Below are 14,967 nucleotides of genomic sequence, written 5' to 3'. Positions count from 1 at the left end.
TAAGCAAATGAAAGGGAAATGAAAGCAATCCGAAGGCACGGCCCTCCTGCTATTCGCCCGGCTGCCGGACTCCGATCGTGACGAGCAGGTTGGCGTAGACTCGGGCCTCGCCGGTCGCGATGACGACGGCCACGTCCTCCGCCCCGGCGGCGGCATAGAAGTCCCAGCGGCTGATGGCGCCGACGGGGACGTCGGGCAGGGCCGCGCGGAACTCGTCGTGGATCGGGATCTCGATCTGCTCGGCGTCCGGGGCTGGGGTCATCACGCTCGCGGCCTCGATCGGGATCGTGCGCTTCAGCACGTCGAGGACGTCCGTGGCGTTGATGAGCCCCGGCGCGAGGTTGAGGAAGACCACCCGGGAGCGGGGGTTGGCGTAGGTCTCGTGCGGGTAGTTCGAGTCCGCGATGAGGATCTTCGCGCCGTGGCCGGCACCCGCGAGGGCACGGAGCAGGGGCGGGTGGGTCATGGGTCCGTGGAGCACGGGGTTTCCTTTCTTCAGGCACTCTCCCGAACGACCAGTTCGGGCTGGAGCACGGTGTGTTCGGCAGGGTGGCCCTGCAGCATGGCGCCGACGCGCTCGACGGCGAGCTGGCCCACCTCGGGGAAGCGTTGGCGGACGGTGGTGAGCGGCGGCGAGTAGGCGTCGGAGCCGGAGGTGTCGTCGAAACCCACGACCGCCACGTCGTCCGGGATGCGGCGGCCGACGCGGTGGGCGTGGCTCATGAAGCCGAGCGCGAGGTGGTCGTTGGCGGTGAAGAGCCCGTCGACGTCCGGCGACAGCGCTCCGGCCACGCGCGCGGCGTCGATCCCCTCCCAGCTGCCGGCGCAGTGCGACTCGTACGGCAGCCCGAGGTCGCGGGCGGCCTCCTCGAAACCCTGCTTGCGCAGCCGGGTGTCGAGCCAGTCCTCGGGCCCGACGATGTGGGCCAGGCTGCGGCGACCCTGCGCCGCGAGGTGCTCGACCGCCAGGCGCGCACCCGCCCGCTGGTCGACCATGACGCCGCTGGCACCCTTGGGCAGTTCTGTGGTGCGGCCGACGTAGACCAGGGGCACCCGCCCCGCGATCGGCTCGAGCCAGGGCTCGGTCTCCTGCATGCCGCCAAGCACGATGACGGCGTCCGCGGTGACCGGCACGATCGAGCGCAGGTCGGTGGTGCCGTAGCCGATGCTGGTCGAGGCCGCCAGGCCGCGCGCGGCCAGCGCCTCGACGATGGCGGTGAAGGACTCGGACATGCCGTGGTAGAGCTTCGCCGCGACGATGACGTGCACGGCCCCGATGCGCCCGGCCGAGAGCGATCGCGCCGCGAGGTTCGGACGGTAGCCCAACAGGGCCACTGCCTCCAGCACCTTCTTGCGCGTCTCCTCCCTCACGTCGGGCGAGTTCCGCACCACGCGGGACACGGTCTGGGCCGAGACACCCGCCAGCGTCGCCACGTCGTGGAGCTTGACCCTGGCGTGGCTGTTCGCGAGCCGGTTGCGCTTACTGGCCACCGCCCACCTCGTACGTGACGGTGCGGGCGGTGCGGGAGATGACCTCGTTGCGTTCGGCCGGGGCCAGCGTCCCCAACGTCTCGAACTGCCCGAGCAGCGATCCGAGCACCGACGCCTCCCCGGGGCCGGCGACCACCGGCAGCCCGGTGGCGTCCGCTGTGAGCTGGCAGAGCAGGCGGTTGCGCGAGCCGCCGCCGACGACGTTGAGCTGCCGGGCGGGCGAACCGGTGAGGCGCACCAGGTCGTCGATGCCGCGGGCGTAGCGGTCGGCGAGGGACTCGCACACGACGCGCACCACCTCCGCGGGCGTCATCCCGTCCCTGCCGCACGCCGCCTCGACGCGCTGCACCATGCCCCCGGGCTGGGCGAAGCCGGGCTCGTCCACGTCGATGATCGTTCCCTGGCTCGGCAGGGCCGCCGCCTCGGCGACGAGGTCGGGGATGCTTGCGCCGAGCCCTTCGTCGGCCCACTGCCGCTCGCACTCCTGGAGGATCCAGAGGCCGGTGATGTTGAACAGGGGCCGCACCCCCGCGTCGGCGCGCGCCTCGTTGGTGATGCCGAGTTCGCGGGCCTCGTCGGAGAGGAGCGCGGTGTCCCGCATCACGCCGAGCACGGACCAGGAGCCGGAGCTCAGGAAGTAGCCCTCGGTGTCGCGGTCGCGCTGCAGCGCATGGACGGCGCAGGCGGAGTCGTGGGCGCCGGCCCGGACGACGGTGAGCTGCTCGAGTCCGGGGACGGTGCAGGGGCCCGCGACCGAGTGCTCCATCGTGAGCTCGCCCACCCAGGAGCGAGGGATGCCGAGCGCCTCGAAGACCTCGGGCGCCCACTCCATGGCGCCGGGCCGGCACAGCGCGCCCGTGGAGGCGATGGAGCGCGACCAGCCCTTCACGCCGCTCAGCAGGTAGGTGAAGTAGTCGGGCAGGAGGAGGACCTGCGACGTGCGCGCCGCCAGTTCCGGCTCCACCTGCAGGTACGCGAACAACTGGTTCGCGGTGTTGATGGTGGCGGGCGCGATGCCGGTGGCCCCCCACAGGGCCGCGTCGGGGATGCGGGCGCGGAAGGCGTCGTGCGTGCGGACGGTGCGCTCGTCTCGGTAGGCCCGGGCCGTCACGAGGCGCTCCCCGTCGTCGTCGAGCGGGACCCAGTCGACGCCCCAGGTGTCGACCGAGACGCTGGAGGCATCCGGGAACCTCTGGATCGCGGCGCGCAGGCCCTCGACGACGGAGGTCCAGATCCGGTCCACGTCCCAGGTGAGGTAGCCGTCGCGGAGCTTGGCGGAGTGGGCGAACCGCGCCACCTCCACCTCCTCGACGCGCCCGTCGGCCAGCGTGCCGGCGACGATGCGGCCCGACGACGAGCCCAGGTCGACGGCGAGGGCGGTGGCGGTCATGGCGTTCGGTGCTCCTGTGGTGTTGGTGGGGGTTCGTGGGTGAGGGGCGGGAAGCCGGGCGGCTCCCCGCCCCTCGTGCAGCGGTCGGTCAGTGGTAGAGCGGGCCGAGTGTGGCGCAGGCGCGGTAGTCGGCGCTCTCCAGGTCCATCGTGCCGAACGCCTTCCAGTTCTTCGGGCGGAAGATCCGGTCCTCGGCGACGTTGTGCATGTTCACCGGGATGCGCAGCATCGAGGCGAGCGTGATCACGAGGTGGCCGATGTGGCCGTAGCTGATGGCGCCGTGGTTGGCGCCCCACGAGTTCATCACCTCGTAGACGCTGGTGAACGCGCCCTTGCCCGTTAGGGTCGGCACGAACCAGGTGCTCGGCCAGCCGGGATCGGTGCGCAGTTCGATGGTCTTGGCGACCTCGTCGGGCAGCTCGATCGTGTAGCCCTCGGCCAGCTGCATGACGGGGCCGAGCCCGTCGACCCAGTTGATGCGCGTCATGGTGACGGGCACGTCGCCCTCGGAGCGGAAGTGGGTGGAGAAGCCGCCGCCCCGGAAGTAGCCGGTGTTGGCGGGGTGGAAGGTGGTGGCCTCCACCATGGCCTTCTGGTCCTCTTCGGTGAGCTCCCACCACGGCTTGATGCAGGGCTTGCCGTCGGCGTCCTTGGCGGCGAACGTGCCGTCGAGGGTGGTGGCGCCGGAGTTGCGCAGGTCGATGAAGCCGCCCTCGCCGCGTCCCTCGAGCTTGTACCCGGTGACCCGCTCGACGGCCTCGGCCGACCAGAAGGTGCGCACGTCGGAGAAGATCTGCGCCTGGTTGGTGAGCAGGTGGTTGAGCAGCATGGAGGCGGCGTTGAGGTTGTCGTTCTCGGTGGCCTGGATGTACGGGGCGCGGGGTCCGTTCCAGTCGAAGGAGGTGTTGAGGATGGTCTCCATCAGGTCGCCGTTGGGCAGGTAGTCGGTCCACTGCCGCTGTCCCTGGAAGCCGGACGCGAGCGCACCGTGGCCCACCGCCTCCTCCTCGAAGCCCTTCTCGGCGAGCTTCGGGTTGCCCACCATGAGGTCCCGGCCGATGAGGACCAGCTTGGTGACGTAGGGCCACCAGTCCTCGTGCTCCTCGCCGGAGCGCTGGAACTCCTCGGGGTTGAAGTCCTCGCCCTGCTGCAGGTTCTCGCGGACCCACGCGTAGGCCTTCTCGTACTCCTCCTCGTCGTAGATGCCGAGCTTGATGCGACGCTCGAGCTCGACCTCGTCGATGTACTCGTTGCGCATGCCGAGGTAGTACTGCCAGAACTCCTCCTTGACCACGCAGCCGGCGATGCCCATGGACACGCCGCCGATGGAGAGGTAGGACTTGCCCTTCAGCTGGGCGACGGCGAGGCCGGCGGTGGCGTACTCGAGCAGGCGGCCGCGGACGTCGTCGGGGATGCTCGCGTCGTCGGAGTCCTGGACCTGCTCGCCGTAGATGCCGAAGGCGGGGATGCCGAGCTGGGTGTGACCGGCGAGGGCGGCGGCCAGGTAGACCGCGCCGGGGCGCTCGGTGCCGTTGAAGCCCCAGATGGCCTGGGGGATGGTGCGGTCGATGTCGATGGTCTCCGTGCCGTAGGCCCAGCAGGGCGTGACGGAGAGGACGAGGCCGACGTTCTGCTCGCGGAACTTGCGGGCGCAGGCCTGCGCCTCGGGCAGGCGGCCGATCGTCGAGTCGGCGATCACGACCTCGACGGGCGCGCCGTCGGGGTAGCGGAGGTTCTCGGTGTAGAGCTTGGCCACGGATTCCGCCATGCGCATGGTCTGCTCTTCCAGCGACTCGCGGACGCCGAGGCGGCGGCCGTCGATGATGGGGCGGATGCCGATCCGGGGATGATCGGTGACCCTCTGGTAGTCAGTCACGTTGCTTTCTTTCTGTGTTCGGGGGCTGGTTGGGATGGACTTGCGGGCGGTGCGGGCCGCGCCGGTCCGCGGGAGGGGGCGGGATGGCTCCCTGCCCCCTCCCGGGACGGGCGGTGTGGGTCACTCGTAGAGGTTGGCGGCGATCTCGGGATCGTCGATGTTGGAGGCGTCGTACCAGGCGAAGCCCGAGTCGATCACTTCCGGCAGCTCCTGGCCGTTGATGGCCTTGATGGCCGCGACGACGGTCTCGTAGCCCATCTTGATCGGGGCCTGGGTGACGGCGCCGGCCTGCTGGCCGTTCTTGATCGCGTCGATCTGGGTCTTGCCGGAGTCGAAGCCGACGACCTTGAGCTCGGAGTTCCCGGACTCGATGGCGCCCTGGACGGCGCCGGTGGCGGCCGCCTCGTTGGAGCCGTAGAGGCCCACCATGTCGGGGTTGGCCTGGATCATCGACTTGGCCGCGTTGGCCGCGAGGCCGACCTCACCGGCGATCTGCTCGGGCAGGACGGTCACGTCGGGAGCGTTCTCCGCCATGTACTCCTTGAAGCCGTCGCAGCGCTGCTTGCCGGTCTGCGAGGTCTGGTCGTGGCAGATCAGGCCGACGGTGCCCTGGCCGCCGATGAGCTCGACGAGGTGCTCCGCAGCAGCCTGCGCCGCGGCGTAGTTGTCGGTCTGGACGGTCGTCAGCGGGATGTCGGAGTCGACACCCGAGTCGAAGGCGATGATCGGGATGCCCGCCGCCTCGATCTGGTCGAGGAGGTCGGAGGCGGCGCCCGAATCGAGGGCGGCGAGGCCGATGGCGGCCGGCTTGGAGTCGAGTGCCGTCTTCAGCATGTTGAGCTGCTCGGTGACCTGCGTCTCGTTCTGGGGGCCGACGAATTCGACCTTGTAGTTGAACTCCTCGCCGGCCTGCTCGGCGCCCTCCCTCACCGCCTGCCAGAAGCGGTGCTGGAAGCCCTTCGAGACCAGGTAGATGGTCTGGGTGCCGTCGCCCTGGGGCACGTCACCGGCGCCTTCGCTGCCGCCCTCCGACGGGGATTCCGAAGGCTCCTCCGAGGCCGACTCGGACTCGGCGGGAGCGGAGGTCGTCTCCTCCGCGGTGGTCGGGTCGGGCGACGACGTGTCGGTGGAGGTGCCACACGCGGTCAACCCGAGTGCGAGCACCGACGCCAGCGCGATTGCGGAACGCATGATGCGCATGGTGGGTTTCCTTTCGTTAAGCGGGAGCCCATTCTCCCGATTTCCTCGTTGAGGTCTGTCAGGCCGCATTCGCGCGGCGTTGACGCTGGATGTCGATAAGGACGGCGATCAGGACGACGACGCCGGTGACCACCAGCTGCCATTCCTGACGGAGGCCCATCATCTGGAGGCCCTTGGTCAGGGTCTGCATGATGAGGGCGCCGATGACCGTGCCGGTGATGTTGGCGCGGCCGCCGGAGAGCGAGGTGCCGCCGATCACGGCTGCGGCGATGACGTTGAGCTCGAAGCCCACGCCCTCGGACGGCTGGACGAACCCGAACCGGCCGGAGTAGAGGATCGCGCCGATGGCGACGAAGAGGCCGCCCACGATGTAGACCATCATCTTCCAGAACCGGACGTTGACGCCGGAGAGCCTGGTGGCCTCCTCGTTGGAGCCGATGGCCAGCGCGTAACGGCCCAGGAGGGTTTTGTTCAGCAGGAACGCCGCAACGATGGCCAGCAGGATGAAGATCAGGACCGAGTTGGGGATCGCGATGGTGCTGCCGCCAAGTTCGAAGCGGGGGATCAGGTTGCCCTGCACGAGGTTCTTGTATCCGGGGTTCGCGATGGAGATCGTCTGGGTCTGGGAGATGACGAGCGCCAGGCCGCGCGCCGCCATCATCATCGCCAGCGTGGCGATGAACGGCGGGAGCCCGAGGATGGCGACGTTGGCGCCGTTGATGGCCCCGATCAACGCTCCCACCAGCAGGACGAGCAGGAGGCCGGCACCGAGCGGCAGGTTCCAGTAGGGCGGTGCGGCGAGGAAGATGCCTGCCGCCACCGCCATCAGGGACATGCCGGTGCCCGACGAGAGGTCGATGCCGCCGGTGGCGATGATGAACGTGGTGCCGAGCGCCATCACGCCGATGTACGCGGACTGCGACAGGATGTCGATCGCGATGCCCAGCTGCGCGAAGTTCGGGGCGGCGAACATGAAGAAGACGTAGATGGCCACCAGCGCGAGGAGGACGAGCAGCTGCTGGAAACTGGAGCCGGAGCGTCCCTCCTTCTTCGCCTCGTGCTCGACTTCCGTCTTCGTCTCCTCGGTGGTGCTCACGAGTGGGCTCCTTCCACGACTGGCTTGCCCACGGTGGCAAGCTCCATGATGTTGGCCTGGGTCGCTTCCTCGTTGTCGAGGAAGCCGGTGATGCGGCCGTTGGCCATGACTGCGATCCGGTGGCTGACGCGCAGCACCTCGGGCAGTTCGGAACTGATGACGACGATCGCCTTGCCCTGCCGGCTCAGGTCGTCCAGCAGCTCGTAGATCTCCTCCTTGGCGCCGACGTCGATGCCGCGGGTGGGCTCGTCGAAGATGAGGACGTCGGAGTCGCGGATCAGCCACTTGGCGATGACGACCTTCTGCTGGTTGCCACCGGAGAGCTTGCGGATGAGCTGGGCGACGCTCGGGGTGCGGACGCGCAGCTTCTTCGAGTACTCCTTGCCGATCTTCTCGATCTTGTCGTCGTGGATGTACCCGGCGGTGTGGAACTTCTCCATCGTGGCCATGGCGGCGTTGTCGCTGATGCTCTGGTCCAGGAGGAGGCCGTACTGCTTGCGGTCCTCGGACAGGTAGCCGATGCCGGCGTTCACCCCGTCGACCGCGTTGTGGATGCGCACGCGCTTGCCGCGCACCTCGATGTCGCCGGACGTGCGGGCGTCGGCACCGAAGACGCAACGCGCCACCTCGGTGCGCCCGGCGCCCACCAGCCCCGCGAACCCGAGGATCTCGCCTTCGCGGACCTCGAAGTTGATGTCGTGCAGGAGGTTCTTCGAGCTGAGGTTCGAGACCTTCAGCACCACCTCGTCGGAGAGCCGCTTCGTCCGGGGCCGCGCCTCTGCCGAGACCTCGCGGCCGACCATCATGGAGACGATCTCGCGCATCTCGACCTCGTCGGTGACGACCGTGCCGACGTACTCGCCGTCGCGGAGGACGGAGACGCGGTCGGTGATCTCGGCGATCTCGGGCATGCGGTGGGAGATGTAGATGAGCCCCGTGGTCGGGGACACGAAGTCGCGGATGAGCTCGAAGAGCCGCTCCGTCTCGACCCCGGTGAGGGCCGCGGTCGGCTCGTCCATCACGAGGATGCGCGAGTCGTAGCTGAGCGCCCGGGCGATCTCGACCATCTGCTGGCGGGCGACGGTCAGGCTGCCCATCCTCGCCCGCGGGTCGATCCGCATCCCGTAGCGGTCGAACAGTTCGGCCGCCCGCTCCTCGAGCGCGCGGTCGTTGATGAACCCGCCCTTGTGGCTCCCGGGTCGGCCGAGGAAGAGGTTCTGGGCGACGGTGAGGTCGTTCACCAGGTTGAGCTCCTGGTGGATGATCGACAGCCCCAGGTCGCGGGCGTGGTTGACGTCCTTGACCTCGACCTGCTTGCCGTCGAGCCAGATCTCCGCCCCCGGGTCAGGGGTGTAGATGCCAGTGAGCACCTTCATGAGCGTGGACTTGCCCGCGCCGTTCTCCCCGCACAGTCCCAACACCTCGCCCTCATTGAGGTCGAGGTGGACGTTCTGCAGCGCTTTCACGCCCGGGAACGTTTTGGAGACGTTCTTCAGTTCCAGCAGCTTCGCCACGTGTACTCCTTCGTGACACGGTCACCAATGACGTTGTTAACGTTAGCAACACGGATAGGCCCTTGGGAAGAGCCCCCGGGAATGTGACCGAATCGCAATCTTTTCCGAGGCACCGGCAACCGCGTCGGGGCCCGGTGCCACAATGGCGCAATGACCAACGCAGTGATGCTCGGAGTGGACGTCGGGACCTCAAGCACCAAGGGGGTGGCGGTCGACGAGAAGGGCCGCCTGCTCGCCGTGGCGGTGCGACAGCACCAGGTGGCGCGGCCGGCGCCCGGCATTGTCGAGATGGACGGCGCGATCTGGTGGGACGAGTTCTCCTCCCTCGCGCGCGAGCTCTCCGCCCACGCCCCCGACGGGTTCGCCGCCGTCGGCGTCTCCGGCATGGGCCCCTGCGTACAGCTCACCGACGCGGACCACCGCCCGACCACGCCCTCGGCGCTGTACGGCGTCGACACGCGCGCCACCGCCGAGATCCAGGAACTGAACGAGGAACTGGGCGCTGACGCCATCTACGAGCGCACCGACTCCTACCTCTCCACCCAGTCGGGCGGTCCGAAGTTCCGGTGGTTCGCGAAGCACCGGCCGGAGGCGTACCGCGCGTCGAGCCGGTTCCACATGCCCGCGAGCCTCATCGTCGCGCGGCTGACCGGCGAGTACGTGCTCGACCGGCAGTCCGCCAGCCAGTCCACGCCGCTGTACGACGCCGCGACGCAGGAGTGGGACCGGGCCTGGGCCGACGTCGTCGCCCCCGGCATCGAACTCCCCCGGCTCGCCTGGGCCGGCGACCTCGCCGGCAGCGTGCACTCCGCCGGCGCCGAGGCGACCGGCCTCCGCGAAGGGACACCGGTGGCCGTCGGGACCATCGACGCGTGGGCGGAGGGACTCAGCGTCGGCGCCGTCGAGGCCGGCGACCTGATGCTCATGTACGGGACCACCATGTTCCTGGTCGCCAACACCGACCACCGCGTCCGGCACCCGGCCATGTGGGGGACGTCGGGGCTCGTGGAGGGCCAGTGGAACGTCGCGGGCGGGATGGCCACGTCGGGCGCGATCACCGGCTGGCTCCGGGAACTGTTCGGCTCACCCGACTTCGGCGCGCTCGTCGACGAGGCCGGCCGCTCGAACCCTGGGGCGAATGGCCTGCTCATGCTCCCCTACTTCGAGGGTGAGCGGACGCCCATCCAGGACCCGCTCGCGCGCGGCACCATCACCGGCCTCACGATCGGGCACACGCGCGGCGACCTCTACCGGGCAGCGCTGGAGGCCACCGCCTACGGCGTGCGGCACAACGTCGAGACCTACCGGGAGGGGGGCGTGGCCATCGACAAGATCTTCGCCATCGGCGGCGGCACCCAGAGCCGGCTGTGGCCGCAGATCGTGTCGGACGCGACGGGCCTGACGCAGCTGATCGCCGAGAAGGCGGTCGGGGCCTCGTACGGCGACGCGTACCTCGCGGCGCGGCTGCTGGACCCGTCGGTCAGGATCGGCGACTGGAACCCCGTCGCCGAGGTGGTGGAGCCGAACGCCCACGACGTCTACGAGCAGGGCTACCAGCTCTACCTGGACCTGTACCGCCAGACGAAGGACATCCAGCACTCGCTGGCGCGGGCACAGCTCTCCCGGTGACCACGACGAACGCCTCCGGTGGGAGGGTTCGCACCGAGCTTGGTGCATTCCCTCCCACCGGAGGCGTCTTGGTTCGAGCGAGCCCCGGACTACTTGCCGAGCGAGGTGCCAGCCGAACGCAGGTTCTGGCAGGCCTCGACGATGCGCTGGGCCATGCCGGCCTCGGCCAGCTTGCCCCAGGCGCGGGGGTCGTACATCTTCTTGTTGCCGACCTCGCCGTCGATCTTCAGCACGCCGTCGTAGTTGCGGAACATGTGCTCGACGACGGGACGGGTGAACGCGTACTGCGTGTCGGTGTCGATGTTCATCTTCACGACGCCGAAGTCGACCGCGTCGGAGATCTCCTCCGCTGTGGAGCCGGAGCCACCGTGGAAGACGAGGTCGAACGGCTTCTCCTTGCCGTACTTGGCGCCGACGGCGTCCTGGATCTCCTTGAGGACCGCGGGACGCAGCTTGACCGCGCCGGGCTTGTAGACGCCGTGGACGTTGCCGAAGGTGAGCGCCGTGATGTAGCGGCCCTTCTCGCCCAGGCCCAGTGCCTCGACGGTGGCCATGCCGTCCTCGACGGTGGTGTACAGCTTGTCGTTGATCTCCGCGGCGACGCCGTCCTCCTCGCCACCGACGACACCGACCTCGATCTCGAGGATGATGTTCGCGGCGGAGGTGAGGGCGAGCAGCTCGTCGGCGATGCGGAGGTTCTCGTCCAGCGGCACGGCGGAGCCGTCCCACATGTGCGACTGGAACAGCGGCAGCCCGCCGGCGTTCACGCGCTCCTGCGAGATGGCGATGAGGGGCTTGACGTAGGTGTCGAGCTTCTCCTTCTGGCAGTGGTCGGTGTGGATCGCGATCTGCACCGGGTAGTTCTTGGCGACTTCCTCGGCGTACTTCGCGAGCGCGACCGCGCCGGTGACCATGTCCTTGATCGTCGAGCCGGAGGCGTACTCGGCGCCGCCCGTCGAGACCTGGATGATGCCGTCGGAGCCGGCCTCGGCGAAGCCGCGGAGGGCGGCGGTCACCGACTGGGACGACGTGACGTTGATGGCCGGGTACGCGAACTTGTTCGCCTTGGCCCGGTCGAGCATCTCGCCGTAGACCTCGGGAGTTGCAATGGGCATGGTTGCCTCTTTTCCTAGCGGGTCGAAAAATATGTCAGGACGATTCTACCGTTCCGCGCCGCCCCCGCGACGGGCAGGGGTCCTACACGGATGCCTCGAGCTTAGCGGCATCGAGATGGTGCCTGCCCAGCGAGTGGGCCCTGACCATGGAGTCGATGACCGTGGGGCTGGCGTCGAGCATGCTGAACGGCACCTCGGCCACGACGTCGCCGCCCGCCACGACCGCGAGCCGCGGCCCGGCCCCACCCCGACCGCCCGTCACCGTCAGGGCGTCGATCTCCCCCCAGCGCAGCACCGCCTCCTGCGGGGCCACGAACTCGAGCCCCTCGGGGTCGATGTAGAAGCTCGGGCCGGGCTGGATGCTCTCGAGGTCCCGTTTGGCGCGGGACAGCCCCACGAGGTTGACCACCAGCCAGAAGACCGACGACCCGACCCACAGCACTGCGAACGCCCAGGTGACCCAGGACGACCAGTCGGGTGGGAAGAAGTAGACGATGGCCACGAGGATCGCCACGGAGATCGCCGTCGTGATCCAGCGCCACTTCAGCGCGCCCCGCTGACGGGTCACCCGGGCCGCCGTCGGGAGTGGCGTGAAGCCCACCTCGAACCGCTGGTCGTCCATGCCGGTCATGCTAGTGCGTCCCCCGTCGGCCGCGCGGAAGGGTGACCGACCGACCAGTGGTACATCGCGATGGCGGCTGCGGCGCCCGCGTTCATGGACCGCGTCGACCCGTACTGGGTGATGGAAACGAGCTGACGGCAACCCGCCACCATGGCGTCCGTGAGCCCGGGACCCTCGGAGCCGAACACCAGGCAGGCGTGGCGGGGCAGCTGCGTCGTCTCGAGCGGCACCGACCCCGGTAGGTTGTCGACGCCCACCGGCGTGACGCCCCGCTCGTCGAGGTGGGCGAACAGCGAGGCCTCGTCCTCGTGGTGGACGACGTGGAGATAGCGGTCGGTGACCATGGCGCCGCGGCGGTTCCACCGCCGCTTCCCGACGATGTGGACGGCGGCGACGTTGAACGCGTTGGCGGTGCGGACCATGGATCCGATGTTGAAGTCGTGCTCCCAGTTCTGGATGGCGACGTGCAGCGGGGCCCGGGTTCGGTCGAGGTCCGCGACGATCGCCTCGAGCCGCCAGTAGCGGTAGCGGTCGACGACGTTGCGTCGGTCCCCGTCGCGGAGCAGTTCGGGGTCCAACCGCTCGTCGTCGGGCCAGGGCTCGGGATGGGGGCCCACCCCGACGGAGGGGGCGGTCGGGTCGAACATCACCGCCCCAGCATAGGGCCGGGAACGCGAACACCCCCGGCGCGCGGGCGCCGGGGGTGGTGCGGTTGGAGCGAGTCGGCTCAGGCCTGCTTGATGGCCGAGATCTCGAACTCGAGGGTGACCTTGTCGGAGACGAGGAAGCCACCGGTCTCGAGGGCGGCGTTCCAGGTCAGGCCGAAGTCCTGGCGGGAGACCTGCAGCTTGCCGTCGAAGCCGAGGCGGGTGTTGCCGAAGGGATCCTTGGCCTCGCCCTGGTACTCCAGCGGGATGGTCAGGGTGCGCGTGACGTCCTTGATCGTGAGGTCGCCGGTGACTTCGACGACATCACCCTTGATGGCGTACTGGTTCGCCTTGAAGGTCATCGTCGGGTAGTTCTCCACGTCGAAGAAGTCGGCGCTGCGGAGGTGGTTGTCGCGGTCCGCGTTGCGCGAGTTGACCGAGGCCACCTGGATGGTGACGTTCAGGTCGAGGTTCTTGGCCTCGTCGATGGTGGCGGTGCCCTCGAAGTCCTCGAAGGAACCACGGACCTTGGTCACCATCGCGTGGCGGGTGACCCAGGAGAAGGTGGTGTGCGTGGGGTCGAGGACGTAGGTGCCCTGGATGTCCTGAAGTGCCATGTCAATAAACCTTTCGTTGGCTTGCGTGATCCACACTACACGATGTTGGTTTAGTATTCAACTACTTTCGTGGGCGCCTTGTTCGCTGGCATCGAACTCGGCATCTCGCCTCGTGAGGACACGGTCCACGACGACGAGCACGCCGACCACCAGCGCCCCGGCCAGGGCCATCAGTGCCACGACGCCGGCATCGCCGCCGGGCGCCAGGAAGGCACCGGACTCGTCCTGCCACGGCCACAGCGCTCGCAGGGAACCGAGCATGAGTCCCGCCATCGTCGTCAGCGTGAGGCTGTGGAAGTGGAGCAGCAGCCAGTGCAGGCCCTTGATGAAGAGCGAGAGACCGGTGATCGCCCCGAGCGCGAAGACGGCGATGTAGGTGAGGTTGCGCTCGTCGATGGCCTGCATGGTGGGCGCGTACAGGCCGATGACCAGCAGGAAGAAGGAGCCCGACACCCCGGGCAGCGCGAGGGCGCAGACGGCGATGGCCGCGGCACCGAACACCAGCAGCAGCGGCGGGTCCTGGACGACGGCGCCGCTGCCCCCCGAGGTCAGCAGGAACGCGGCCACGGCGCCGAGGACGAAGACGACGAGGTGGAGCGGCACCCGCCCGCCACGGACCGTCCGCCAGTCGACGAGCAGCAGGGGCACTGCCACGGAGGCGGCGACCATCCCGAGGAACAGCCCGCGGGAGAGCGACGCGTGGTCCGTCACGAAGGCAGCCATGATCCCGGCCAGGCTGAGCACCGCTGTCGCCATGCCGACCAGCATCGGGATGATCAGCCACCAGTCGACCCGGCGGAGGTGCTCACCGAAGCCGCGACCCCGGTCGGGACCGGTGATGAGACGCCGCACCCCGGAGATGAGGTGGTTGCCGGAGTCGAGGACCCGCTCGTAGATGCCGACGATCAGCGCGATGGTGCCGCCCGACACACCGGGGATGAGTTCCGCGAGCCCGATGAGCCCGCCGCGTACGACGTTGAAAACGACGTCGGCGACGGACACGTGCCTCGGCACATGGGTGAGATCTTGTTCCTCGGCCGTCATTCAGACGTCCCTTCTGCTCGGACATGGGTCCGCCCCGTGTCGGTGGACACGGGGCGGACCCACGGTGGTCTGGTTCGGTTCGATCCTGGCCCGGGCGGCCAGGATCACTGGGCTTCGGGCCGCTCGGAGACCTCGCCGAAGTTGACCTGCGGGGCCTGACGGACGACCGGGTCGTTGGCCTCGAAGTAGGTGGCCTTCTCGAAGCGGCCCGCGTTCGCGACGAAATTGCTCGGCACGGACTCGATGCGGGTGTTGTAGTCACGGACGTTGGCGTTGTAGAAGCGCCGCCCTGCCGCGATGCGGTCCTCGGTGTCGCTCAGTTCACGCTGGAGGTGCAGGAAGTTGGTGTCGCTCTTCACCTCGGGGTACGCCTCGACGGACACGATGAGGTTGCGGATGCTCTGTGAGAGCTCCGCCTCGGCCGCCGCGCGCGCCTCCGTCGGCTCGTGACCAGCGGTGTCCGCCAGCTGGCGAGCCTGGTTGCGCAGGGCGATGACCGACTCGAGCGTGTTGCGCTCATGGGCGGCGAAACCGCGCACCGTCTCTACGAGGTTGGGGATCAACTCGTAGCGCCGGGTGAGTTCGACGTCGATCTGCCGCCATGACTCCTGGATCAGGTTCCGGCCGCGCACCAGGGCGTTGTGCGTCGAGATCCACCAGATGACGACGATGAGCGCCAGGACGACGATGACGACGAGTAGACCGATGAGGAATTCCACGGCTGTC

General features: G+C 68.8%; 14 protein-coding genes. 1 reads left to right on the top strand and 13 read right to left on the bottom strand.

Annotated elements, in window-relative coordinates:
- Positions 1 to 49: 49 nt before the first annotated feature.
- The 7 genes from BLR46_RS04535 to BLR46_RS04505 form a co-directional block, all read right to left on the bottom strand.
- Positions 50 to 481, bottom strand: coding sequence for an RbsD/FucU family protein (locus BLR46_RS04535; protein ID WP_093249268.1), 432 nt, complete (start codon positions 479 to 481; stop codon positions 50 to 52).
- A 14-nt stretch (positions 482 to 495) separates the two neighbouring features.
- On the bottom strand, positions 496 to 1,491 hold the full coding sequence (locus tag BLR46_RS04530; RefSeq protein ID WP_093249266.1) for a LacI family DNA-binding transcriptional regulator: 996 nt from the start codon (positions 1,489 to 1,491) through the stop codon (positions 496 to 498).
- Positions 1,481 to 2,881, bottom strand: a complete 1,401-nt coding sequence (locus BLR46_RS04525) for a rhamnulokinase (RefSeq protein WP_093249263.1) — start codon at positions 2,879 to 2,881, stop codon at positions 1,481 to 1,483. Before BLR46_RS04525 ends, BLR46_RS04530 begins: the two co-directional genes overlap by 11 nt.
- Positions 2,882 to 2,969: 88 nt before the next feature.
- Positions 2,970 to 4,757, bottom strand: a complete 1,788-nt coding sequence (locus tag BLR46_RS04520) for an L-fucose isomerase (RefSeq protein WP_093249262.1) — start codon at positions 4,755 to 4,757, stop codon at positions 2,970 to 2,972.
- A 120-nt stretch (positions 4,758 to 4,877) separates the two neighbouring features.
- Positions 4,878 to 5,948, bottom strand: a complete 1,071-nt coding sequence (locus BLR46_RS04515; RefSeq protein ID WP_245701488.1) for an ABC transporter substrate-binding protein — start codon at positions 5,946 to 5,948, stop codon at positions 4,878 to 4,880.
- A 67-nt stretch (positions 5,949 to 6,015) separates the two neighbouring features.
- A complete protein-coding gene (locus BLR46_RS04510; protein ID WP_245701487.1) occupies positions 6,016 to 7,053 on the bottom strand; it encodes an ABC transporter permease in 1,038 nt (345 codons plus the stop codon).
- Entirely contained in the window at positions 7,050 to 8,567 is a 1,518-nt protein-coding gene (locus BLR46_RS04505; protein ID WP_093249258.1) for a sugar ABC transporter ATP-binding protein, read from the bottom strand. Before BLR46_RS04505 ends, BLR46_RS04510 begins: the two co-directional genes overlap by 4 nt.
- Positions 8,568 to 8,717: 150 nt before the next feature.
- On the opposite strand from BLR46_RS04505, the gene BLR46_RS04500 reads away from it, so the two are divergent.
- Positions 8,718 to 10,196: an FGGY-family carbohydrate kinase gene (locus tag BLR46_RS04500; RefSeq protein WP_093249256.1), complete on the top strand. Its 1,479-nt coding sequence runs from the start codon at positions 8,718 to 8,720 to the stop codon at positions 10,194 to 10,196.
- An 89-nt stretch (positions 10,197 to 10,285) separates the two neighbouring features.
- Here the strand turns inward: BLR46_RS04500 and fbaA are convergent, their stop codons facing one another.
- From fbaA to BLR46_RS04470, 6 genes are all read right to left on the bottom strand, one after another.
- Entirely contained in the window at positions 10,286 to 11,311 is a 1,026-nt protein-coding gene (fbaA, locus tag BLR46_RS04495; RefSeq protein WP_093249254.1) for a class II fructose-bisphosphate aldolase, read from the bottom strand.
- 82 nt (positions 11,312 to 11,393) lie between these two features.
- On the bottom strand, positions 11,394 to 11,933 hold the full coding sequence (locus tag BLR46_RS04490; protein WP_143008211.1) for a hypothetical protein: 540 nt from the start codon (positions 11,931 to 11,933) through the stop codon (positions 11,394 to 11,396).
- 5 nt (positions 11,934 to 11,938) lie between these two features.
- The gene (locus BLR46_RS04485; protein ID WP_093249248.1) at positions 11,939 to 12,580 is read right to left on the bottom strand and encodes a TrmH family RNA methyltransferase; all 642 of its coding nucleotides are present in this window, start codon (positions 12,578 to 12,580) and stop codon (positions 11,939 to 11,941) included.
- 80 nt (positions 12,581 to 12,660) lie between these two features.
- Positions 12,661 to 13,197 carry a YceI family protein gene (locus tag BLR46_RS04480; protein ID WP_093249245.1) on the bottom strand — a complete coding sequence of 179 codons (537 nt, stop codon included), beginning with the start codon at positions 13,195 to 13,197 and terminating at the stop codon, positions 12,661 to 12,663.
- A 57-nt stretch (positions 13,198 to 13,254) separates the two neighbouring features.
- Entirely contained in the window at positions 13,255 to 14,241 is a 987-nt protein-coding gene (locus BLR46_RS04475) for a DUF368 domain-containing protein (protein WP_218118317.1), read from the bottom strand.
- Positions 14,242 to 14,345: 104 nt separating this feature from the next.
- Positions 14,346 to 14,960, bottom strand: coding sequence for a LemA family protein (locus BLR46_RS04470; protein WP_093249240.1), 615 nt, complete (start codon positions 14,958 to 14,960; stop codon positions 14,346 to 14,348).
- Positions 14,961 to 14,967: the final 7 nt, after the last annotated feature.

Origin of the sequence: Tessaracoccus oleiagri (assembly GCF_900103275.1) — a bacterium.
Classification (GTDB): domain Bacteria; phylum Actinomycetota; class Actinomycetes; order Propionibacteriales; family Propionibacteriaceae; genus Arachnia; species Arachnia oleiagri.
Note: the sequence above shows the minus strand (reverse complement) of the source record. Positions and strands in the feature narration are given on the sequence as shown.

Bases quoted from the DNA above. Each gene is read 5' to 3' on its own strand.
- BLR46_RS04525 (WP_093249263.1), bottom strand. From the start codon at position 2,881: ATGACCGCCACCGCCCTCGCCGTCGACCTGGGCTCGTCGTCGGGCCGC.
- BLR46_RS04515 (WP_245701488.1), bottom strand. From the start codon at position 5,948: ATGCGTTCCGCAATCGCGCTGGCGTCGGTGCTCGCACTCGGGTTGACC.
- BLR46_RS04500 (WP_093249256.1), top strand. From the start codon at position 8,718: ATGACCAACGCAGTGATGCTCGGAGTGGACGTCGGGACCTCAAGCACC.
- fbaA (WP_093249254.1), bottom strand. From the start codon at position 11,311: ATGCCCATTGCAACTCCCGAGGTCTACGGCGAGATGCTCGACCGGGCC.
- BLR46_RS04490 (WP_143008211.1), bottom strand. From the start codon at position 11,933: ATGGACGACCAGCGGTTCGAGGTGGGCTTCACGCCACTCCCGACGGCG.
- BLR46_RS04485 (WP_093249248.1), bottom strand. From the start codon at position 12,580: ATGTTCGACCCGACCGCCCCCTCCGTCGGGGTGGGCCCCCATCCCGAG.
- BLR46_RS04480 (WP_093249245.1), bottom strand. From the start codon at position 13,197: ATGGCACTTCAGGACATCCAGGGCACCTACGTCCTCGACCCCACGCAC.
- BLR46_RS04475 (WP_218118317.1), bottom strand. From the start codon at position 14,241: ATGACGGCCGAGGAACAAGATCTCACCCATGTGCCGAGGCACGTGTCC.